The organism is Scytonema sp. UIC 10036 (assembly GCF_009725235.1).
In genome coordinates, this window is sequence record NZ_WJFC01000005.1 from 71,229 (window position 1) to 94,000 (window position 22,772).

Below are 22,772 nucleotides of genomic sequence, written 5' to 3' on the forward strand. Positions count from 1 at the left end.
ATGATTTGCTATTATGAACAAAAGCATTTATAAAGTTGGTGGTTGTCTAAATGCTAATGCTGCTAACTATGTTAATAGACAAGCAGATATTGAGCTTTATACAGCCCTGAAAGCGGGGGAATTTTGCTATGTATTTAACTGTCGTCAAATAGGCAAATCTTCACTACTGGTACATACCAAGCAACGATTACAAAATGAAGGCTTTAGTTGTGCTTACATTGATATTACGCAAATATATAGCCAAGAACTCACCCAAACACAATTTTATAAAGGGATAATTGTCCGCTTGCTGCATAGTTTTGGATTAGCTAAGAAAATCGATTTTGCAGCTTGGTGGCAAGAACAAACTGAGTTTTCACTCATACAACGCTTGGGCAATTTTATTGAAGATATTTTGCTAGTCAATCTGAGTAACAATCGGATTTTTATTTTCATTGATGAAATTGATAGCTTGCTGCAATTAAGCTTTGGCATAGATGATTTCTATGCGTGGATTCGGGCTTGTTATCAACAAAGAGTTCATAATCCTGAATACGAACGACTGGGTTTTGCTTTATTTGGAGTTGCAACTCCCTCTGATTTAATTCAAAATAAACTCAAAACACCTTTTAATATTGGTGTTGCTATTAATTTAGAAGGGTTTACATTAGCAGAGGCTCAACCTCTGGTAGTGGGATTAGAGCAAGTTGTGAACAATCCCCAAAGGGTATTTAAAGAAATTATTGCTTGGACTAATGGACAGCCATTTCTAACGCAAAAATTATGTCAGTTGGTGGTAATAACCAAGCAACAGCATTACAGCCAAGGGATGAATCTAGAAAGTAACAACGGCAAAACTAGCCTACCTTTGGAAATTGCACCAGGTAAAGAAGCAGATTGGATAGAGTGTTTAGTGCGATCGCAAATCATTAACAATTGGGAATCTCAAGACGAACCAGAGCATTTACGCACAATTCGCAATCGCCTGCTTTACAATACTCAACGCATTAGTAGATTACTCGGAATCTATCAGCAACTTTTACAAGCTATTCCCGTAGCAGCCGACGACAGTCGCGAACAGATAGAACTGCTGCTCTCTGGTTTGGTAGTTAAATATCAAGGATATTTGCAAATCCGCAATCGCATATATCAAGACGTTTTTAATCGGGAATGGGTAGAAGCACAATTAAATCAACTATGTCCCTACTATGAAACAGTATCAGCTTGGATTGCTTCTCAAAAACAGGATACATCCCGGCTTTTACGGGGACAAGCTCTAATTGATGCCCAAAAGTGGGCGCAAAATAAAAGCCTCAGCGATTTAGATTACCAATTTCTGGCCGCTAGTCAGGATGCAGAACAGCAAGAAATCCGGCGGCAATTTGCGGCGCAGCAAGAAAGCGAAAGGTTCTTTCGGCAACTAGCAGAAGCAATGCCCCAGATGGTATGGATTGTAGAGCCAGATGGTAGACTATCTTATACTAACCAGCACTTAAGTACCTTTTTGGGGCGATCGCATTCAACGGTGACGGACTGGAAAAGCTTGGATTTGGTTCATCCTGAAGATCGCCCCAATAGCCTTATCGCTTGGAAACATTCCCTAGAAACCAACTCACCCTATGAAGTGCAACTGAGAATACAAGATGTCGCGGGAAACTATCGCTGGTTTCTCAATCGGGCGATTCCCATCAAGGATGGAAGCGGACAGGTAGTCAAGTGGTTTGGCACCAGCACCGACTTAGATGATTTGAAACGACAAGAAGAATTCCGGCGACTGCAAGAAGTTGAAAAGCGACTGCAACAAGAAAAACGTGCCAGTCGCTTGCAAAAGTGGTTACTGGGGACTGTTAGTATTGCTTTCGTCGTCGCCAGTTTCTTGGGAATGTATGCCTTCGCTCAAAGACATCAAGCCACTCTCCGAGAAATTGAAGCGATCGCTAACGTCTCGGAAGCTCAGTTTGCCTCTGGGAATCGATTAGATGCTTTAGTCAGTGCCATCAAAGCCCAGACTCGATTGAGCAAATTAGCGGATGTGCCTGCTGAGTTACTTACCAAGGTAGATCGAGAATTGCGCCGTGCCACCTTTCAAGTCATTGAACGCAACCGCCTAAACGGTAAACAGGGAAAAGTGCGGGGTATTGCCATCACTGCCGACGGACAGACAATCGCTGCTGCTCACCAACACGGTAAGATTACTTTGTGGAAAAGCGATGGCACATTGGTAAAAGTACTTAGTGGTCACAAAGGAGAAGTCTTTGATGTCACCTTTACTCCCAAAGGCGATAAACTAATTTCGGCTGGGCAAGATGGCACTGTGCGACTGTGGAAGCTGGACGGTACACTGGTTAAAACACTCAACGGACATCAAGATTGGGTGCGATCGCTCGCCGTCAGTGCCAACGGACAATGGATTGCCTCGGCTAGTAACGACAAGACAGTAAAACTTTGGCGCATCGACGGCAGCTTGATTCGTACTTTTAAGGGACACAGCCATGCAGTTTCAAAGGTGGCGTTTAGTCCTGTTGATGCTAACATCCTAGCCTCGGTCAGTGATGATAATACTCTCATTCTCTGGAATCTAGAGGGTAAGAAAATTCGGACACTGAATAATCCCATCGCATCCAAAAAAGGTAAAAACCGTCTGATGAGCGTCACCTTCAGCCCTGACGGACAAACTCTGGTAGCTGGAGACTGGATTGGTAATGTTATCTGGTGGACTGTCACTGGCGCTTTATTGGAAACTGCCACAGAACACGACAGCAGCGTGGTGACTCTCGCCTTTAGCCCCGATGGACAAACCCTCGCTTCAGCTGGTTGGGATAACACAATTAAGTTTTGGAACAGCGATCGAACTGTCAATCAAACCCTGTATGCCCATATTAACGGTACATGGGAAGTAGCTTTCAGTGCCGATGGTCGTCGTTTGATTTCCGGTGGTGAAGACAACTTGGTGCGGCTGTGGCAGCGGCAAAGCGATATTCTCACTGTATTGCGGGGTCATCGTGCCTCTGTTTGGCACACGCCGATTAGCCCTGATGGGCAAACAATTGTTTCCTCTAGTGCTGATGGCACCATTAAGCTGTGGAATCGAGCCGGACAACTGCTCAAGACCTTAACCCCGCCACCGGGACAGGTTTGGTCAGTGGATATCAGCCCAGATGGGAAAGCGATCGCCGCCGGTAGCGATGATGGTTCCTTGACTTTATGGACGATGCAGGGAAAACCCTTAAAAACGATCTCAGCCCATAACGCAACAGTGCGGGATGTGGTGTTTAGTCCCGACGGGCTAGAAATAGCTTCCATCAGTTGGGACGGCACAGCCAAACTCTGGAAGCAGGATGGCACTTTCATCCAAACCCTGAGTGAGTCCCTACCTAAAAACCGCGATCGCCTCAATGCTGGAACATTTAGCCATGATAACCAATGGTTAGCGATCGGCGGTCGAGATACGTTTCTTCGCCTCTGGCACAGGAATGCAAACGGGAAGTTTCTATCTCAGCCGCAATTTACCCTGAAAAGTCATAACGAGACTATTTGGGATGTCGCCTTTAGTCCTGATGGAAAGTTTGTTGCTACAGCCAGCGAAGACACGACAATAAAACTGTGGTCGTTAGACGGTAAATTAATTCGCACCATTCCCGCCCACACAGATCGGGTAAATGGTATCACCTTCATTCCCCCCCATTCTGGACTCCCCGACAACTGGGGCACCGTCTTAGCCTCTGCTGGTTGGGATAATAAAGTAAAACTTTGGTCGCTAGATGGCATCTTGCACGCTACTCTAGAAGGACACGAACAACGAGCATTGAATGTTGCCTTTTACCCCGTTACCCAGAACCAAGGAGCAATCCTAGCATCTGCCGGGTTAGATGATGTTGTGATTCTTTGGCAACTCGATCGCGTTTTAGATAGTAACCAGATATTGCACTCTGGTTGTATGTGGATAAAAGATTATTTGCGATCGCATCCAGATTTGAGCGATCGTCAATCTCTTTGTCAGGTTGAAAAAACGATTCCTCCAGCCTACTCGAATACATCCGGTTAAGCCTGTTAGCCAAAGAATTTCATCAAGTTATTTCATGGTTGATTAAAAATTTAGGCAACGAAGTTATCAAGGTTTAGAGCGACCGACTCCGAAATACTTGATTTTGGGGTATAAGTATCATTAGAACAGAAAACCGTGTTTAGCTTAAAACCCTTATGCAATAAGGGTTTTATTGAGGGGTGTAGTAGCTCAATGCATGAAATCGCATTCGTCATATCTTAACGAGAATTCAAAAGTTTCAGCGCTTGAACACTTCTGTAATTTTCATGTAATACGTCTTCACCCGGTTTTCTGTTCCGATACTACTTATACCCCTATATTCCAATATTGAGCTGATATGTATTTGTTTTACCAGTACAGCGTCGCATAGTGTCCGGGAGGCAATCGCTTGCAACTCCCCTTGCCTAGATATAGCGGTTCTCAGTTGGTAGCTGCTGTACTTAGGACATATACCTAGTGTTTTTCTAACTCGTTACATTGTGAGTTTTGAGTACAAAAACCTCAAGAAAAATTGATTTTTCAAATATTAATTTAGTTAATTTAGTTTATCAATACAAAACTAATATAAAAACCCGGTTTGATTTCTGAATGGGTTTTTAGAGCTTTAAGCTTGCTGTATAAGCTTTTGCATATCAATGTAGGTTCAAAATCCAAATAAAAACTCTAGAGAGATAAATTTTTGAAACAACAAATCTGAAATCTTTAGATAAGATAGGTGCTGGAAAAGCCAAACTATTCATGTTATTGGTAATAAAAATTGATTTTTTTGTCTTTAATTGAATATCAAAAATAATCAATGAAAAAAAACAAATATTTCTTGAAAAGAATAATATTTTTATATAATTTCAGGCAACACAAATAACCAGCAGATATAAAAATAAATGCTGCATGGCTATACACTCAATACGGTTCGGTTAAACTCTTGCCGAAGATAGCCCAGAACCATACGAACCAAGCTTGTGTAGCGTCACCATACGTGGGTGATGATATCAACCGAATCGTATTGACTGTATATTTATGTTGAAAATTTCAAACAACTAGCTGTTAGATTAAGTTTGGTATTGAAGAAGAATTCAGAATTCAGGAATCAGCAATCTTGAGTATGTGGATTCCTACCTGGCGCAATTGTAGACAACGCTAGATACCTATGTTGGTAAACCGGGCTACAGTACTGGCTCCCGTGTAGACGGTGAGCCAGCGCTGCAGGAGGGTCTCCCTCCGTAGGCGACTGGCGAACCCGTAGGGTGGGGATTTAAACCCCAAGACGAGTCCGCCAGTCGCTTAACCAACATTTCTGAATTCTGGCGACTGACACCAGAGTTCTTTTTGTTAAGAAGAATCTAAATGAAGTTCTTGACCTAGGCGAACAAAAATTGAAAGGATATCCTCAGGAATCATTGATGCTACATATTCAAAAATCTTGACTTGAATATCGAAAGCAACTGATTTTAGTATTTTCCGAAAAGTCTCCCAACCATAAACTGATACAAGTTCGATGACTTCTTTGACGGCTTCAACTTTGGGAATTTCACCTGCATGAACAAGAAGTGGTAAATAAACATCTTTTATCCAATGTTCATCTTCATCAAATTCGGTAATATCTGATTCATGAGATTCCAGAAAAATTGATAATAATTCGGTAATTAACTTGGCGAAAATTGACCAACCGCCAAATAGTCTGCCTATTTGGCTCACCCTTCCTTGAGTAATTCCTCCTTCTTCGCTCTCTAAGAGCGAGAGGTTTTCAATTTCTTTTTGCTTTGGTTTCTTATTGCCCTGTTTGAACAAGGTAGAAAATAAATGAGAAACTAACCAGATGGCTCGCTGATTTTTTGTTCCTGCTTGGGGGGAAACTTCTACTGATGAGATTTGCTCCAAGGCTATACCGGGCATTGCCTCGGATAAAAATTCTAAGTCATAATCTCCTACAAAATAGTAAACTAATTGCTTAAGTGGACGTAAATGCGATCGCAACCGTCCCGCTTCTTGAATAATTTCTGCTCTCACAAAGCTATCAACAAACTCTTCAAAGGTTATAGTCTGGCTCTGTTGGGAGTGTAAGACGAGTGGTGTCATTTCTTCTCCAGAATTCCAAAGTTCTCCTGCTTCTGGGTACACCTTAGAGTCATCTTCTAGCAGGGAAGGAGTTGTTGAATCACTCAGTTTTGCGAGCGCTCTAGGTAAATTAAAATTAACGGAATGACCTGTGAGAACTTGATACTCTGCTGCTAGATCGCCAATATTAGGATAAGGTATACCAATCGAACAAAGAGCGGGAGCATTTGCAAAACGATTCACGCCTCTACTATCGCGAAAATGGTAACCATCACCTTCTAGAGCAAAACTTTTGCGCTCGATAAAAGCCACACCAGGGGACATGGCTTCAATCTCAGAGCGCAGTGCATCTAGGCGGTGGTGCATAGACGATCGCCTGTCGCGTCCCAAAACACCCATGTTAGCGATCTGCACCACCTTCAAATTTTCATGGCTTGGGGTCACTTGCTCGACAACAAGTACATCTTCAACCCCCATTCCTAACTTCAGAGCAAGGTACCTGACATCAATAGTAGCGTCCAAGTAGATATTGAACTGCGCTGCGTTTGCGACATCCCGATGGCGGGTTTCTTCCAAATGTACCGTCAATATTCCTTTATGAAAATGTAATGCTCCACGGATATGTCTCCCCCATACTGACAGCAGTGGAATCAACCAATTCAGAGCGATTGCTTCGAGAGCTTGTTGAGACTCTTGGTAAGCAGTTGAGCGCAATAGTTTATTGATTCGCCTGGAAGTGGCACGTTCGCTTGCAGTACCGACAGTCGTATCTATACTGTCTGCACCTTGAGCTAAAAACGTCAAGTCAGGAGCAAGGACCCTCGCCAGTTCATCAATAAGTAGGGCAATATCATCTTCTGGTTGACCGAGGAGTTGATGAATCGCCGTATCATCATAACCATAACGACTACAACTTGGGAGTTGAATATCTGATGCGAACGATGGAGTTTTTGATTTCGACTCCCCACCACAAAAAAGAAACTTCAATCGCTCAAAAAGAGGGTGGAGTTTGGCAAACAACTCCGGTGCTTTCAGAGCTAACTCACCCACTGTTCGATTGAAATCGCCCAGACGAACTTCAATTTTTTTACGCGATCGCATTATAACAGAAGCCTCATCCCAAATCATGCCACAATCAGAAAATTGGTAATCATCTGGGTTCGGGAGACTATCTGGATGCGCTCTAACTTGGCTCTGTTGAAGAACAGAATGCCGTCGAAAGCGATAGCCAAACCCCTCACCGGTACTGTGACGACAGGCATTCAGCAGGTGACACGAGAGACAAATTGGGTTGTTAGATTCTTCAATATGGTTAAGATTTTTTGCAGCCAATGCGCGGAAGGTACCTGCTCGATGACAATTACCAGGGGCAGTCACATTTTCAGTTCCATTTGGGTGGACTAAAAAGGGCTGTCCAAGGGGAGTTAGTCGAGTCGGATCGCTCTTCAAACCACTATGGCGAGGGGGTAAATCGACAAAATTAGCTTCAACCGCGATGGTCGTTGGATTGCGATGATCGATGGCAAGATACCAAAGTTGACGGCTGCCAAACTCCTGTGGCGTCATGCTTCCGGCTGTATGAGATTTCCCCAACCCTGGAGTTGATTTATCTAAGATGTGTTGCCAACCTTTTGCAACAGCTTCCAGCCAAAGGCTGACCCGTTCATCTCCCAGATATACAATCTTGGGGCAAAACAATCTTTTGTATTCTTCGGGAGTTGGTAAATCCGAGTGCGTGTATACTAATATTTCTTGTGGAGCTTTCTTGCTAATCGATTTCTTGACCCGTCGCTGAAAACCTCTCTTTGGGCGTAAAAGCTTTTCGATTTGGGCTAACTGAATTTTCACATCATCCCAAACGCGTTGGGGATGGCGCGATAAACTTTCAAACTCCATCCAACTCAAAATTTCAAATTCACCTGTGTACTCATCCCCATCAGCGCAATATTTATCAACTTGACCCCACCAAGCCACGAGCAGAGTGTACCCCCAACTCCTGATTAACTCGTGAGTCCTTCGGTATTGGCGCATCACATTTTTATTGAGAACGGCACCTGCATCAGCCCACAAGAGCAAATCTTTTGTACCGCCCAACTTTTCGGTTGCAGCAGTTAGATACCGCTTGAAAGTTTCAGGGCTTGAGGCAAAGTGACCACCGGCAGCACCAATGGTAATTTGATTTCTTTTTTGGGCAATAATCCAAGGTTTGAGGATACCTTCAGCCAATCCAATGTAAGCAAAGGATATAGGAGCGTTTTCGTTGAGAGTGTACTCATTCTGAATCACAGGAGTACAAAAAGTCAGAGGTAACTCGCCATTAGGCAAGTGAGCCGTTGGTCCGGTGGGGCGTTTTTTTGTCCGAGAGGATGCCCAAAAATATTTAGGGACATCAACTTCAATATTGCCAACCCGCAACTGCCAGCTAATAATTTGTCCTTCTGGATTCCATACAGGACAAAGATAGCCAGATTGAGGGGTAATCAAAGAACGTCCCCCAAGAGAAACACCTGCCAAGCGGTGAGAAACTTCCCTATCGAGTTTTTGCCATTGCTTGACAGATTTAAATTGTCCTGCAACGATTAACTCTTCACTCAGTCCCCGGCGTTTTAAATCGAATTCATGCTTTTGACATAACTGTAGTTGTCCGAGAACATCTCGAATGTGGCGATCGCGCTCCTCTTCGCTCAGACTTGCAGCATGGCGAGCTTTTTCTTGTCGCAAGCGATCGCTTCGTAACAAACGCCAACGTTCTGCCCACTCGCGTCTCGAAGCTTCATTAGTATCACCAGTATCGCGCCGTACAATTCCCCACAACCCATCACGGGTAAGTTTGACAAATTTCCAGCCCTTGGGTGCTGAATATGCATCTGTCGCCGTCATGCACAATACAGTATCGGGGCTATTCGGCAGATGACGGCAGCGCCCGCGAGTATCCCCACACACAGGACAGGGATTAACAAGGTTGGTGCGGATAAACTTGCTCACCGCGCACCCCCACGCCACCAGTTGTATTCGTCTTTGGTTAACAAAGCATTCCTATGCAGCACAAAAATCCCCTGCCAATTCATTTTTAGATAAGATGTCAAATTCAATTTTGCGCTGGTCAATCATCTCTTCAAGCTGACCAGTTTCTAGAAATGCTAGATACCGCTCCTCCTCCAGCATCAAATGAGGAAAATTTAGCATTTCAGTGAGTGCAACTCGCACCGGGTAAATCGATTTGAACTTTTGCAACAACTGAAATATTCTTTCTCTCTCTTGCGTCGAGGGTTCCTCCTGTAATATGGCATCAACGTTTTGAGGTCTGAGACTGATAGTCTCCAAATCGTTAGTTTTAAAATTCCGAAAACCGAACTCAATAAACTCGTTAGTAATTTTGATCACTCTACCAAACCTTCCCAGACCCGATCGCTGTTCCTTCTGAAATTGGTATACTTGCCCAACTTCAAACCCCCTAAAAGGATTGCGAAATCCTTGACGAACTAAACCCAAACCGTCTCGAATCGTCGAAACCTCACCACTTTCAATGACCTTTAACACTTCACCCCGACGCTCGTCGCAAATAAATTTATACGCTGCATCAATGCTACGGTTGAATTCTTTTTGTAATGCTGAAGCTGAACGTAATTTGCCTTCTTCCGTTAGTTGAGAAATAAACTCAAATACTTTTTTGCCCTTAGAATAGCTTCCAGTACTGATTTGCAAATTATCAGCAACAATAGCCCGTACATTTATCCGCCCTGCTTCTTGAGAATTATTTGCATCATCTGCTTTTGTCAAATTTGACAAAAGCAGAGCCTGACGGGCATAACTTGCACCTTCAATTTGACGAGCTTTTGCTTGGGGACGCAGTACGGACTCAAAATATTGACCCTCAACAAACTTCTGAAAATGAGTTTTTTCCTCACGGTGAAGATTCAACGCGAACAATATATCAATCTCCTCTTCTGAGGAAGCATAATCCCCAATCGTAACTGGAACTGTAGGTAAACCAAGCAACAGGGCTATCTGCAACCGACACTTACCAGAAAGTACAACTTTTACAAGAGTGCGTATTGAAACCTCAAGAGGTGTAATGATTCCCTCTTTCTTAATACTCTCTTCCAATTTAGGGCGATTTTCATTTTCGCCATAAATTTCTATAAGCTTCTGATGAACAACCAACTCACTTGGAGGGATATGTAAAATTTGTCGATTATCTAGACAACGCATATTTTTGCACAAGCATACTTAAAGACAAATCTTGAGTACAAATGAACTTCTGCTTTAGATCGCAACTTAATGTATCAAATGCTCAAAGTGCCTACTGCCAAGCATTTGATAATTGAAGTCAAACGAAAAGCTTAAGAATCGTAAGAAAGTATTAAGTTTGTTCAAAAAATAATCTGCTTGTTACGCAAATACCGTAAAAATCAACAAACTTTTGTAAAGATGTATGTAGATCGATTCCGAACTGGCTGAGTATACTTGGACGATTTGCTAAGTACCAACAGGGGGGTAGAAAGCAGCTATTAAAGAGAGAGCGTACACAAGTAGGTAAATTCATGATATTATTGGAGCAGTTTGTTTTATATGCCAAAAAATTGTCCAGCCTGCTTGGAACAGGTTGGGTGGTTTAGTAGCTCGAGGGCTTGCTAGTGCAAGCTCTTGAGTATACAAAGTGGTAAACATTTTCAAAAAGTATATCATGATTCTAATTTTTTGGCAAAAATTTGAAAAAAAATGGAGTAGGTAAGATAATGCCTCTTCCCAAAGTAGCACTAGTAATAACAGATATAGAGAGAGAGGCGCTTATACACATAGCAGCCACAGGAAACGGACATATTAGCACTAAAGCCAAAGTCTTGTTAAAAGTGGAAGCTGGAGAAACGACTACAGCAATAAGCAAGGAATTAGAAGTCAGTCTTGGCTCAATAGTAGGATGGAAAAAGAAGTGGAGTTCAAGCACCATAAAAGCAGAAACTTGGGAAGAGGCACTTGACAAAGTTGAAAAAATTCTGGGGACGGGTACGGGGAGACCCAGAAAGTGCAAAGAGGCTGAAGTTGCTAAAATTATCGAAATTAGTAAGTGGAACGAGAGAAGTTGTCGCTCGCGACATGCCAAAAACGAGCTCATTGCTTCCGAAGCAGTACGTAAAGGAATCGTTTCAGGTATATCGCCAAGAAGCATAGGGCGCTTGCTGGAACAGTATGAAAAGGGAACGGCAGCTTCAAGGTAGCAAATAACGCTTGCCTTCAATGAGACAGGTGGTGTAGCGAGCAACACCACCTGTCCAACATCAAAACCTCTAAAGGAATTGCGTTCCCCACAGAGTACCCAAGCAATACCGTCTGCAACACTACAACAACTATCCGCCTCAATCAGATTTATGACTTGGTTACAGGTGTCTTCATCGCAAACAAACTTATACGCAGCATCAATACTCCGGTTTAACTCCCCCTCCAGTGCAACAGCCGCTTTAAATTTTTCCTGTTTTCGTAATTGAGAAATAAAATCAAAAACTTTCTTCCCCTTATGATAACTGCCAACACTTATATTTAGATTTTCCGAAACCTCTTGAATCACAGATTTACCCTTTTTTAATTGAGATTTATTGGCATCTATCAAAGTATTCAAATTTGAATACTTTGACTGATTCAAACAACGACCTCTCTCCCGTTGTCTTTCTTTAGCCTGGGGACGAAGTACGTTCTCCCAGTACTGTCCTTCATGAAATTTCTGGAAGTGAGTCTTCCCGCCTTCCCGGTGAAGATTAAAATCAAGTACTAGCTTCAAATCTTCTTCAGGCGAACTAGACTTGACAAATTCCACCTTCACAACGGGAAATCCTAGCTGGCGAGCTATTTGCAACCGACACTTACCCGCCAAGACAATATTTACACCAGTACGTGCAGAAACCTTTAAAGATTCAAGAATTCCTTTTTCAGAAATACTTTTTTCTAAAGCAGGGCGATTTTCATTTTCACCATATATTTCTATTAGCTTTGGATGAACAACCAATTCTGAGGGAGAGATATATATAGTTTCCGGATTAGGTGTTTCAGACATATTTACACGCCGGGGTATCAATCATTTGAAAAAGATGAATTTAGGTCTTGAAAATCCATCTTAAGAAACAGGAATGCTTAGGCAATAAGACTTACAGTGCTCTTAGCTATGAGTAAAAATCAAAGCACGAAAGAATAATTGAGTTTTGTGATGATGAAGAATTATCTACGACAGAAAAACAATTGACGGAATTTTCCGGCGACGAAAAGTATTATTACTAACGCATCGAAAGCTAATGCTACTGAAGAGGTAGATAAGATATTGGTATCTAGAAAAAAAGCATCTACCTGTGGAAAGATGTGTGAAATTGGGTGTAGTCATGGTATGATGTATTGAGTTGATTGAATGGACAAAACAAGACTCCGCCCCGTTCAAGTAACGGGTGGACTTGTTTTTCCCTCAAAGTCCTACTCACAATAGGGCTTTGAGTAATTTTCCGAAACATATTACACTAGAAAAAAGCATATCATGCTTTTTTCTATTTGGCAAAATTATAGAGCAAAGAAGGGTCAATAGTGAAATGCCTCACCTTCAAATATTAAATTCTATTGAAAAACAGGCATTAGAGCATATAGCAGCCAGTAGGAGCGATGAAATTAGCAAGAGAGCAAAAATCTTGCTAGAGCTTAATAATGGCGAAAATCAAAGAAATATAGTAAAAAAACTTGGTACAGCGCAGCAAACAGTAACAAATTGGAAGAAAAAGTGGACATCCAGTACCATTACGGCAGAAAACTGGGATTCAGCGATCGCAAAAGCGAATGAGATTTTAGGGGTAAACAGTGGCAGACCAAAGAAGTGCAAAAGTACAGAGGTAAGCAAAATAGTCGAAATCAGTGAATGGAGCAAGAACCGAAAACTCAGCCGTTCCAAGCACCATTACCACATGCAAATAGCTGAGGAAGCTACTAAAAGAGGGTTACCAGTGCTGTCACCCAGAAGCATAGGACGCATTTTGGAAGCGCAACCCCAATAGATAAAACAAGATTAATCGAGAGAGTTGTCACCTACAAGCGCGAATCGCATCTAATACTTTTCCCGACGCTCCAGAACGCGTAAACTTGTAAGCTGTGTCGATACTGGGGTTAAGTTTTTGTTGTAATGCTGTAAGCGATCGTAGTTTGCTTTCATCTTTTAATTGAGAAATTACCTCATGTGCTTTTTCCCCTTTGTGGTAGCTACCAACACTCAGCTTTACCTTCTTGGCAAACTCTTTAAGGACTGACAATTTCCTAGAGTTATGAGAATTAGTGTCATCTAACAAATAATTCAAATTTGAACACTTTGTTGCTGAAGTGGGGGGGGGTGCAAAGTGGAGAATGAATCGGCAGAACATCAGGTTAATGTCTGTACGTTCGCTCATTTTTAAAGGGTGAGAGGAATTAAAGCCTGACTGGGTAAGGCAAAAACTTAATTCTGGATCTGATGGTAGTGACACCATGTAATACGCACGAAAAGAGGTCAGAGATTAACGGTGTATTACATGGACTTGCGCCGTCGAGTTCTTCGGTGTAATACATGGTTGAGCATTGAATTTATTTATAGGTTGTGTTGTTTGGACTCAACACGAACTAGTACTACAAAAGACTTTGACGAAGGCGTATGCCAGTTGTGGGTAGAGACCGATGGGCGTGCGATCGGTCTTTGGTAACGAAGGCGTCTTTACTGTACGTTCGCTCCCGAGCTCAGGGAGAGAAGAATTAACGTCTGACTGGGTAAGGTTTCAAAGGAATTATGGATCGGCTAAAACCCCACCCGTGTAATACGTGGGGAAAGGGGGAAGGGGAGTGACGGTGTAATACATGGAAAAAGGGAAATGAAGTGTTCCGTGTAATACATGGAAAAGGAATTCTACAGTGCGGGTGTTACACCAAGATGTATGAGAACAAAAAAGTTCTACACAAGACAATAAAGTCGTACACAAGACAATAAAGTCCTACACTGAAACCATCCATACTTTGGTACGTTTGCAACTGGATTTTGTATGATGGGCCTTCAATTAAAGTATTTTCAAAAACTTGGTGTAAAACTTTATTGTCACGCTCGCTCCTCAAAAAAGGAATGGGCAAGCGTCCCTTGGTAAAACTTTATTGTCAATCCAGTTTTTTGTACAACGAGAATAGTTAGCTGAACTTAAGATGCTCCCAAAGCGCGAATTTTACGTCCCTAGTTCAGGACACACTCAAAAATAATTACCTAGACTCGGCAGTTTTATTCTACATACATAAGTTTGAGCTAGGAGAATAAAAACTTGAACTGGTGTTACAGCAAAACTTTGTGGATTGTGGCTGTAGCAAACACAACCGTCATATTGTAGCGCGAGCGCGTACCTCTGCTCTCGTTCAGCTAATTATTCTCTAGTTCAACTAATTATTCTCCAGTTCAGCTAATCATTTTCTTTGTACATTTTTTTGGCTAACGTAAGATTAAGGCTTGGGGGCTACGCCAGTGTAAGACTTTATTGTCTCAATACACAAGACAGGGAATTTTGTGTAATACAGGGTACGACAGCACTATTTCAAATTGAATCTCCGGTGTAATACGGAGAGAATGTAACTTGCGGATTACACTCAGGGGATGTTTACGACCAATCCCGCCCGTGTATTACATGGAAACTCTTAATTTCCCTTCTCCCATGTAGTACACGGTTAGGCTGACTCAGCTTTTTCCCTGTAATACACGGGTTGGGTTTTAGCAAATCCACAATCGTATTGAAACCTTACCCTGTCAGGCATTAATTCCTCTCACCCTGAGCTCGGGAGCGAACGTACAGTGGGTAAGCATGGGGGCTGATTTAGAGGTATAGGGTTGGGGATTGGGGATGTCTAAGTTTTAACGTTGAAGAATTGTGTTTCTGAATTGTTTTGCAGGTCTGTGTTGCAAATTTCAATTGACTTAAGTGTTCCAGATTCAATTTAACTTGGAAAAAGTGGGAATTAATTTCACACCTTTAAAACATCCTGTGAAGCTAAAACTATACTTTTTAAACTTTCTAATTCAAGTTGAGTCGTAACCAAGTTGACTGCTGAAGATTGGAGATTAGAAGATGTACTTCCTAGAAAAACCCCAAACCAAAGACCATCGCCATATCCGACATCAACTAACTCATATCCTTCATCCCAACGGTTTTTAATAGCAGTTGTAAAGTCATTAATGTTACGTGCAGAGGAATAAGCATTAGTACTTGGTGTGTCCTGAAAAACCCCAAACCAGTTACCATTACCGTATTCAACACCAACTAAGTCAGATCCTCGATCCCACATAGTCTTAATATCTGTTGTAAATTCACCAAGACTACCTGAGATGTCATAACCGTTACCACCTGGTTTGTTTTGAAAAACGCCAAACCAAGTACCATCGCCGTATTCAACATCAACTAAATCGTATCCTTCATTCCACCTGCTCTGAATCGCTGTTGTAAGTTCGTTAAGACTACTTGCAGGGTTAAAAGCATTAGCACCAGAATCTTGTTGAAAAACGCCAAACCAGGTACCATTGCCATATTCAACATCAACCAAGTGATATCCTTGACTCCACCTGTTCTGAATCGCTGTTGTAAATTCACCAAGACTACCTGAGATGTCATAACCGTTACCACCTGGTTTGTTTTGAAAAACGCCAAACCAAGTACCATCGCCGTATTCAACATCAACTAGATCGTATCCTTCATTCCACCTGCTCTGAATCGCTGTTGTAAATTCACCAAAACTACCTGTCACATTGTAGGCGTTTGTAACCATAAGTATATTTCCCTCTAGTAAAAACTCATAAATTACGATTTTATTTTATACTTTTTTTTCAGTGTCATCAATGCGATTCGTCAGGCTTCGCAACTAGGACAGCAGAAACGCTTAACTTGGGCTTATGTTGGTTTGCGCTCAGCTGTTCAGTTTCTCAACAATTTTCTCATCCTGGACTTCAACGAATTTCCTAAAAATCGCAAAAATGCCAAGTGGTCGCACTTTATAATTCCTCTCTTCCTTTCAAAATGAGCGAACGTACAGTCTATAAGCTTTTTGGTGATTTATATGTTTTCAAGTACATATAAGCAAATAAACCCACACTTTCAACTGGCACATTGTTAAATACGCTAGCAGGGTGTTTTCGTGCTACAAGTCCAACGAAAAAATAAGCATTGTAAATGTAGTATAAGATTACATTTACACAGTGTTTAATATTTGTTTACAGATAGGTGCGCTCGCCCTTAAAAGCTTAATTTAGAGATCGCACTGCGTTTTTGGATACCCCATTGAGTGGGCAGAGAAAATCAAAAGCATCGCCCAGTTGGCAGGACAGAGGCAGAGGTAGTGAGGGAGGTGATCGCTCCTCTGAGCCGTGAGATAGATGAGTGCCTGGGGCATTAGGTGTGATGCCAAATTGGTACTATTCTTCTATATTATTTTTGTCTTTCAAATTTTCTCTAACAATCCTAATCCCTGCCAAAACTTCTGTTTCTATTAAGCTCACAATACGGTTGTGAGCTGAGTCTTGGTACCAGTAATTGTCAAGTGGTTCTTTAGTAGGGTAATTCTGTATTTCAGATTGGGTTGGTAATCTATATTTAAATCCTGATAAAGAATATTTATCATTTAACCATTCACAAAATGCTTGTGCATTATTTGCTTGCGTTATGATAATCTTTTTTCGTACATCTCTTTGTGGTAAACCTAATCTTAACCAATCACTGGGAGGTAAAACTTGACATTCTAAAATACCCTCATTTTCACCGTAGTCGATGATTTTTACCCATCTCTCAGCAATAGGAATTTGATATTCTGCACAAGTTATCAAGCTGCTATCAATTTCCACACCATCATTAATACGTAGCAGTTTCTTTAATCGCAATGAGAGTTTAACTCTAGCTGCTAAGTTAAAAATTTCCGAAATATCAGATACCAAACCTGCTTCAATTTTATCTTCTAGTTTTCGCCGAACATCTGGATCTACGCTTAATCCTTCTTTCACGCAATCATAAGCAAGTGCTATAGCTTCAACTGATGAATCCGGCATTTCTAGAATTTGGCTAATCAAATTACTAGCATTAGTTTGAGCAGAATATAGACGGATGGTTTCAGACCACCAAGAATTATTAATATTTCTAATTAATAAAGGTTCTATATTCAATTCTTTAATCTGAGATGCTGCTAGATATTCTTGAAAACTTAAATGAGCAAATTCATAAATATTTAGCTCTTTTTCTACTAATAAAGCACTAAAATCGCAAATTTTTTTGATAAAATCTTCTGGATTTACTCCACGACCTGCTACTTCTGCCAACTTGTGTTTTATACGTTCAATTCCCTCAGATAGCTTAAACTCACGGGTTTTTTGTTGCATTAACCCCAAAGCCAGTACTTGTAATACAGCTTGCTTCTGAGAAGCTGTGAGTGTATCAGGCATATTCTTAGATCTCTGTCGCCTTTCTAGTAAAACCTGGCAAATTTCTTTGTAAAGCTCAACTCTTTTTCCTGGGAGAGCGCTACCGCGACGGTGAACAGTGGCAATCATAGTTAATAACAAAGGATTTAGCGCCATCGATACTAAGGAATTACTATCCTTAATCCGCTTAATTAAATCATCAGCATTTTTTTTCGCTTCTTCCCGCACTCCTAAGTCTTTTTCTCCTGCACGAGCCATAATTTCTGTTTCACAATACCAGTTATGAATAAAGTCTTCCATTTGCTTGAGGCTGAAAGGCTGCACCTCTAAGACTATTACCTCTTGTTGTAGCTGGGCAGTTTTATAGCCAAATGGTCGAGAAGTTAGTATAAAAGGCGTATCAGGGTATGCTCGCATTTGTTCATCTACCCAAGTGCTAACAAGTCTGCGCTCGGTTTCATCTGCCACTTCATCCAACCCATCCAGCATTACCAAACATTTATTTTCACCTAATTTTTCGCTAAACCAGTTATCTGGTGGATTAAGAGGTTGAATTTTTCGTTGTTGCTTTACTTGTTGGGTAATTAAATCTGCCAGAGGTGGTTGGTTTTTTACAATTTCCTGACGTACATCTCTCAAATACAACAACACAGGAATTAGTTTTGGTATCTTAGGATCTAATTTTCGCTGTTCGTTTGTTGCCAAACAAAGAGTTAAATGCCGTAAAAGTGTAGTTTTCCCTGAACCTGGTACTCCTAGCACTGCCATACGAGGATACACTAGCTTGTTATCCTTACCTTTCGCCGCTAAAAAATTCCATATTTCCTTGTGACTAGAGTTACTGGTTTTTATCTGCTCTTCTAAAATTATTGCACTACGTATATTAGCAGTTTCTTTAGCCGCTATCTTGAGTGGCACAAAGACTTTATGCAATTTTAAAATACGATCTTTATCTAACCCTTGTGTTTGAAAATCACGACAGATATAAATTAAATTTTGATAGTATTCTTGCTTAAATGTAGAAGTATTAATCAACATTTTTCTGGAAATATAGTTAGCCAATGACTGTTCACTAGCTTTCATTTCTTTATATAACTTTTGGAAAACTTTATGAGTTATATTATAAACAAATGAACCAAAAAAAGCAAAAATTGTTAATGTTAATGTCAAAAATAACCATAATACTGAAGCTAGCAATTCGCGCCTAATTAAAAAAATAACTGTTATTAATAAACTTAGGCAAGCAGGAACCCATATTAATTTTTTTTTATATTTTTTTGGTAATACTATAATAGGTGGTATAACAGTTCCTAAAATGACCAAAAACAGGGCAATATAGGAAACAATAGTACTAAGTTCTTGGGACAATAATTTATTTTTAAGTAGTCCGTATAAGATAAAGCCTCCTAATAATGGTAAAAGACTTTCAACCCAATTATAATTTGTTTGCGAAGCGTTATTTTGCGGTTGAGCCGATAATAAAGTCAGTATGAAACAGGCAACTATACACGTACCTGTCAGCAAAAGAATTACGGGGTTTTCAATTTTTAAATCTTGTTTGCTAGGTAATTGATTTATCAACCAAGCTAAAAGACCATTGCTAAATACTAATAGCAGAGGTAGTAGATAATCTTTGAAAAGTTTAGGCATATTTCTTAGAAATATTGTGAATAACTACTAATTCTGAATTGACTGTCTCTTACAAGTGTAACTCGTTACAAAGATTCTGACTTTTCATGGGATGGGGAAAAGTCAAAGTGGTTCGCGAGAGTTAGTGGCTATTGGTGACAAATTAAAAGCAAGGCAATTTTGTCAATACCTCTAAATGTAGAAAGAATTATTTAGAACTTTTCAAGTAATATTTGCCTTGAGGAGAAATCATGTGAAACTCAGGAAAGATGGGTAATTAAGGGATTGTGGGTGATTTACGATGAGCGGTAACTGATATCTTGCACCAAGAAAAATTGAAATTATTTATATACTCAGTACTAAGCCTAAAGCCCTTGTTTTACCGATAAAAGCCAAAAAAAGTGATGTAACTTTATTGCGCTGCTTTTGACTAAATCTAGGCTTCTACGGAGAGGTGCAAGATCTGAGCCTCCGACTAGCGGCGATCGCCACTAGCAACAAATGAAAGATGCACATTTTTCTTCACTGACTGAAATCCTTGTTATATAAAGGTTATAAAATGTGCATCTTAGGAGGTAACCGAAAGACAAATCGAGACCATGCTAAAAAAACTCATAGACCGATGGTAGAAGACGAAGTCATTGCAGAGCAATTATCCGCATTACTTAGGCGCTTGGAACACTATCACTTTCCTTACGCCTCTTGCCCCAAACACATCATGTAGGTGCAAGGTGCAAGCTCCGTTAATGCGACAACCGGTGTAAAGGCACATTCCAAATAATGCGCGATTGCGTCGCTTGACAAAGCCCTCTGTAAATAAGAGATTAATTTGGTCGGGAGTTAAAATTTCTGCCCGACCGAAACGGTTTATTTTCAGAGGGGAGACTTGACTACGCAACGGATTGCGATCGCCCATACCGTACTACAAAACCCACCACTATTCATTTGACAAAATCCATAGTCGAGAATAACAAAAAGATTGCAGAACTTGACTTGCAACTGTGCCAGTCGCAACCAATCAGAATACCCAACAGTTTGAGCCATCCATTATAAAATCCTCAAAGCAGTTAGTAAAGCTGGCAAAGTGAAAATATTTTAAAGGCAAGCGAGAAATCGTTAGTAAGCTGAAGTTCTCAAGCTCAGCAAGCATCCTCAGCCTGGATAAGTCCTCTGCAAAATTTTCACTTGTCTCGTGCAATCTGTCAAAATTATCCAGTACCAAAAGCCTGCTTGTTCCTTGCGATAAACAATTCACCACTTGACTCCATTGTAAAGAGTAGTAGAATCCAAAACTCATGGCGATCGCTTCAAAAAGATTATCCAAATAAAAGGGATACTCCAAACTTAGATACACGGCTTGTAACTTAATATCTTTTAGCAGGCATTCCTTAACAGTGTAAGTCTTTCCAATTCCTTCTTTTCCATATAAGTTAATATTCTTGCTGTCAGTCAATTTATCAATTAACTCACGATAGTATTGGTATCTCAATATCATTATCTTTCCTCCAATGGAAAATCCCTTATTGAGCCGGGACAAGGATCGGTTAAGCCCTATGCAACATCAACCACAATTTGTGAATAGGTAAACCCACGGGCTAGTAAAAAATCAACCAAACCATCCAGGCTGTGTTTGTTGTAAACAACAGAGTAACCCTTTAACTTTCGCTCTTTACAGAAAGAGCGCAGCTTGCGAGTGCCTAATTCAGTTAGCAACTGTTTTTCTCTGCCAACATCGACTAAGACTACTGTTTTGGTTTGTTCCGATTTTACTGTAGGTACTGTTGATTCTTCCCAGATATTTTTAGTTTCCAACTCTGAGGTACTCATCTCAATTGAATCAGAAATAAAAGTAGGTGGTTCAGTAGCAACAGAATTTTCTAAATCTGCTAATTGAGCCAAATCCTGAAGAGAGTTATCAACACAGTTCGCATCATGATATGGAACGGGTTTATCAAAACTTTCAGGACTGTAAAAGTAGCAGAACGTACAAAAACTCAGCACAAACAACAAAACAGGAAAGAGTAAATCGTTGATAGTAGAAATCAAATCAGATGTGACTAACATTGTGGTGACTCCAATAATTACTATTGGGTGGTTTTTGTAGAGAATCCACCCAGTAGTGGGGGCACATTGCCCCCGTGCTGAATGAATTTTCTACGTCACCCCAGTAAAAATGGAGATGGAGGTGAGATTGCCCCAGTGAATTAAATCAACTAGATTGTTTGAAACCAGTAATTTTTGAATTGGTTTACAAAGGCGAGGTTGTTGCCACCGTTATGCGAAAAGCACTTCTAAAATATTCAGAGCCGAAATCAGTCATACAATTAGATGTTTCAAAATCCTACAGCTTACGCAACATTACGACACCTCTTTTTTGTGAGAACGACGCTTCAAATAATCAACCAAAGAAACGAGGTTGTAGTTATTCCTCAAATCACGTGGACACGCATAAGAATACGCATTAAACGGCTGTCCATTCAGTCGAAACTCGTGGAATTTACTACCTAATGACTTACCCTCACGAACAATAATCCGATTGTCCGTGACATCAATCGTCACGTTAGTATTTGCCAATTCGTAGCGCCAGCAGTCAATGTAATCTGAAGTTGAATAATCGCACTCAACAATTTTTCGATGGCGAAAATAGTCAACGTAAGTCGCAAGACTTGCCATATCATCAAGTTCTGTAAGCTTGTCAGATGATGGGTACAAAACACCATCAAAGTTGAAAGAAAAGCATCGGCTCGTATACTCATCGCGAACTAAAATCGTGCAATCGCGTTTGATCACATTACACAACTCCAATCGGGAATTAAGTTTTGCAACAACAGCATCATCCTCATAAGGACGTAATGCCCTTTGCGATACCCAACGCTTATCCGGACAATCAACTCCATACCAACCGAGAGGCTGTGGCGCACAGACAACGTGATTTTCAGCAAACAAATAAGAGCAACCCTTGCAAGATTGCAAATACTCAGCTCCTATATGACTGCTTTCTACCGCCTCGATATAACGATGGTGAATTTGTAAGTATTCATCCAACGCCTCTTTAGGAAAAGGTTGATACGATGAGAAACATTTGCCGACAAGTCTGGAAATCACATCATAAATTTCGCCGTAAATAGTGGCAAGCTGGTCTAGTTGGCTAGGCGATATAAAGTTATAAAGCAGTTGCTGCTCTTGAGCTTCAACTCGGCAAAGTACCAACCCATCCTCCAAAAAGTTAGGATGACCATTAATCTTCATGATGTGATAGCTGTAAATCCTACGACTATCCGATGTATCCTCACTTATCGACTGGCTATCTTCAGAAGATTCTGACAAAAGCTGACTGACTGTCACCTGACTCGACTCTTGATTTTTCTCCTCCTTGTTCTCCCCATCAAAACTGTTCAAAGAAGCACCAACTGCAGTTGTTGTAACTGTACCAACAAGTCCCAGAACAATACTTCCAACACCAGCGTGTGTTACCCGTTCCCAAAATTCTCGGTCGGCAGGAACACCAGCCTTTGCTAAATGCGATACTCCAAAACCTGTGACAGTGACGAGACTACCACCAGCTACAACAACTAAGGACAGGCATCCAAAAAATAAGTTAGTTTTCTTCAAAAAATGTACCAGTTTCTTTAACAT

Annotated in this window: 13 protein-coding genes; 3 read left to right on the forward strand and 10 right to left on the reverse strand. The window is 40.9% G+C overall.

The window, feature by feature from the left end:
* The first annotated feature begins 13 nt into the window (after positions 1-13).
* Positions 14-4,024: an AAA-like domain-containing protein gene (locus F7734_RS04290; protein ID WP_155743537.1), complete on the forward strand. Its 4,011-nt coding sequence runs from the start codon at positions 14-16 to the stop codon at positions 4,022-4,024.
* Positions 4,025-5,353: 1,329 nt separating this feature from the next.
* On the opposite strand, the gene F7734_RS04295 is transcribed toward F7734_RS04290, so the two are convergent.
* The 3 genes from F7734_RS04295 to F7734_RS63065 all read right to left on the reverse strand — a co-directional run bounded on the left by F7734_RS04295 (position 5,354) and on the right by F7734_RS63065 (position 12,128).
* Entirely contained in the window at positions 5,354-9,064 is a 3,711-nt protein-coding gene (locus tag F7734_RS04295; protein WP_347566125.1) for a hypothetical protein, read from the reverse strand.
* 51 nt (positions 9,065-9,115) lie between these two features.
* Entirely contained in the window at positions 9,116-10,291 is a 1,176-nt protein-coding gene (locus F7734_RS04300) for a ParB N-terminal domain-containing protein (protein ID WP_155743538.1), read from the reverse strand.
* A 481-nt stretch (positions 10,292-10,772) separates the two neighbouring features.
* Positions 10,773-12,128, reverse strand: a complete 1,356-nt coding sequence (locus F7734_RS63065) for a hypothetical protein (RefSeq protein WP_243146676.1) — start codon at positions 12,126-12,128, stop codon at positions 10,773-10,775.
* A gap of 520 nt (positions 12,129-12,648) precedes the next feature.
* On the opposite strand from F7734_RS63065, the gene F7734_RS04310 reads away from it, so the two are divergent.
* A complete protein-coding gene (locus tag F7734_RS04310) occupies positions 12,649-13,104 on the forward strand; it encodes a helix-turn-helix domain-containing protein (protein WP_155743539.1) in 456 nt (151 codons plus the stop codon).
* 27 nt (positions 13,105-13,131) lie between these two features.
* Here F7734_RS04310 and F7734_RS04315 read toward each other — a convergent pair whose 3' ends face one another.
* From F7734_RS04315 to F7734_RS04325, 3 genes are all read right to left on the reverse strand, one after another.
* Positions 13,132-13,491: a hypothetical protein gene (locus F7734_RS04315; RefSeq protein ID WP_155743540.1), complete on the reverse strand. Its 360-nt coding sequence runs from the start codon at positions 13,489-13,491 to the stop codon at positions 13,132-13,134.
* 1,579 nt (positions 13,492-15,070) lie between these two features.
* Positions 15,071-15,868: a hypothetical protein gene (locus F7734_RS04320; RefSeq protein ID WP_155743541.1), complete on the reverse strand. Its 798-nt coding sequence runs from the start codon at positions 15,866-15,868 to the stop codon at positions 15,071-15,073.
* A 643-nt stretch (positions 15,869-16,511) separates the two neighbouring features.
* A complete protein-coding gene (locus F7734_RS04325; protein ID WP_155743542.1) occupies positions 16,512-19,157 on the reverse strand; it encodes an NACHT domain-containing protein in 2,646 nt (881 codons plus the stop codon).
* A 538-nt stretch (positions 19,158-19,695) separates the two neighbouring features.
* Here F7734_RS04325 and F7734_RS04330 point away from each other — a divergent pair.
* A complete protein-coding gene (locus tag F7734_RS04330; protein WP_155743543.1) occupies positions 19,696-19,860 on the forward strand; it encodes a hypothetical protein in 165 nt (54 codons plus the stop codon).
* 149 nt (positions 19,861-20,009) lie between these two features.
* On the opposite strand, the gene F7734_RS04335 is transcribed toward F7734_RS04330, so the two are convergent.
* From F7734_RS04335 to F7734_RS04350, 4 genes are all read right to left on the reverse strand, one after another.
* A complete protein-coding gene (locus tag F7734_RS04335) occupies positions 20,010-20,180 on the reverse strand; it encodes a hypothetical protein (RefSeq protein WP_155743544.1) in 171 nt (56 codons plus the stop codon).
* A complete protein-coding gene (locus tag F7734_RS04340) occupies positions 20,155-20,631 on the reverse strand; it encodes an ATP-binding protein (protein WP_155743545.1) in 477 nt (158 codons plus the stop codon). Before F7734_RS04340 ends, F7734_RS04335 begins: the two co-directional genes overlap by 26 nt.
* A 56-nt stretch (positions 20,632-20,687) precedes the next feature.
* Positions 20,688-21,200 (reverse strand): hypothetical protein, encoded by a 513-nt coding sequence (locus F7734_RS04345; protein WP_155743546.1) that lies wholly within the window; start codon positions 21,198-21,200, stop codon positions 20,688-20,690.
* Between the two features lie 294 nt (positions 21,201-21,494).
* Positions 21,495-22,772 carry a hypothetical protein gene (locus tag F7734_RS04350; protein ID WP_155743547.1) on the reverse strand — a complete coding sequence of 426 codons (1,278 nt, stop codon included), beginning with the start codon at positions 22,770-22,772 and terminating at the stop codon, positions 21,495-21,497.

Coding starts and splice junctions, on each gene's coding strand:
- F7734_RS04325 (WP_155743542.1), bottom strand. CDS start 19,157: ATGCCTAAACTTTTCAAAGATTATCTACTACCTCTGCTATTAGTATTT.
- F7734_RS04330 (WP_155743543.1), top strand. CDS start 19,696: ATGTGCATCTTAGGAGGTAACCGAAAGACAAATCGAGACCATGCTAAA.
- F7734_RS04310 (WP_155743539.1), top strand. CDS start 12,649: ATGCCTCACCTTCAAATATTAAATTCTATTGAAAAACAGGCATTAGAG.
- F7734_RS04335 (WP_155743544.1), bottom strand. CDS start 20,180: ATGGCTCAAACTGTTGGGTATTCTGATTGGTTGCGACTGGCACAGTTG.
- F7734_RS04340 (WP_155743545.1), bottom strand. CDS start 20,631: ATGATATTGAGATACCAATACTATCGTGAGTTAATTGATAAATTGACT.
- F7734_RS04300 (WP_155743538.1), bottom strand. CDS start 10,291: ATGCGTTGTCTAGATAATCGACAAATTTTACATATCCCTCCAAGTGAG.
- F7734_RS04320 (WP_155743541.1), bottom strand. CDS start 15,868: ATGGTTACAAACGCCTACAATGTGACAGGTAGTTTTGGTGAATTTACA.
- F7734_RS04350 (WP_155743547.1), bottom strand. CDS start 22,772: ATGTTAAAGAAACTGGTACATTTTTTGAAGAAAACTAACTTATTTTTT.
- F7734_RS04345 (WP_155743546.1), bottom strand. CDS start 21,200: ATGTTAGTCACATCTGATTTGATTTCTACTATCAACGATTTACTCTTT.
- F7734_RS04290 (WP_155743537.1), top strand. CDS start 14: ATGAACAAAAGCATTTATAAAGTTGGTGGTTGTCTAAATGCTAATGCT.
- F7734_RS04315 (WP_155743540.1), bottom strand. CDS start 13,491: ATGAGCGAACGTACAGACATTAACCTGATGTTCTGCCGATTCATTCTC.
- F7734_RS63065 (WP_243146676.1), bottom strand. CDS start 12,128: ATGTCTGAAACACCTAATCCGGAAACTATATATATCTCTCCCTCAGAA.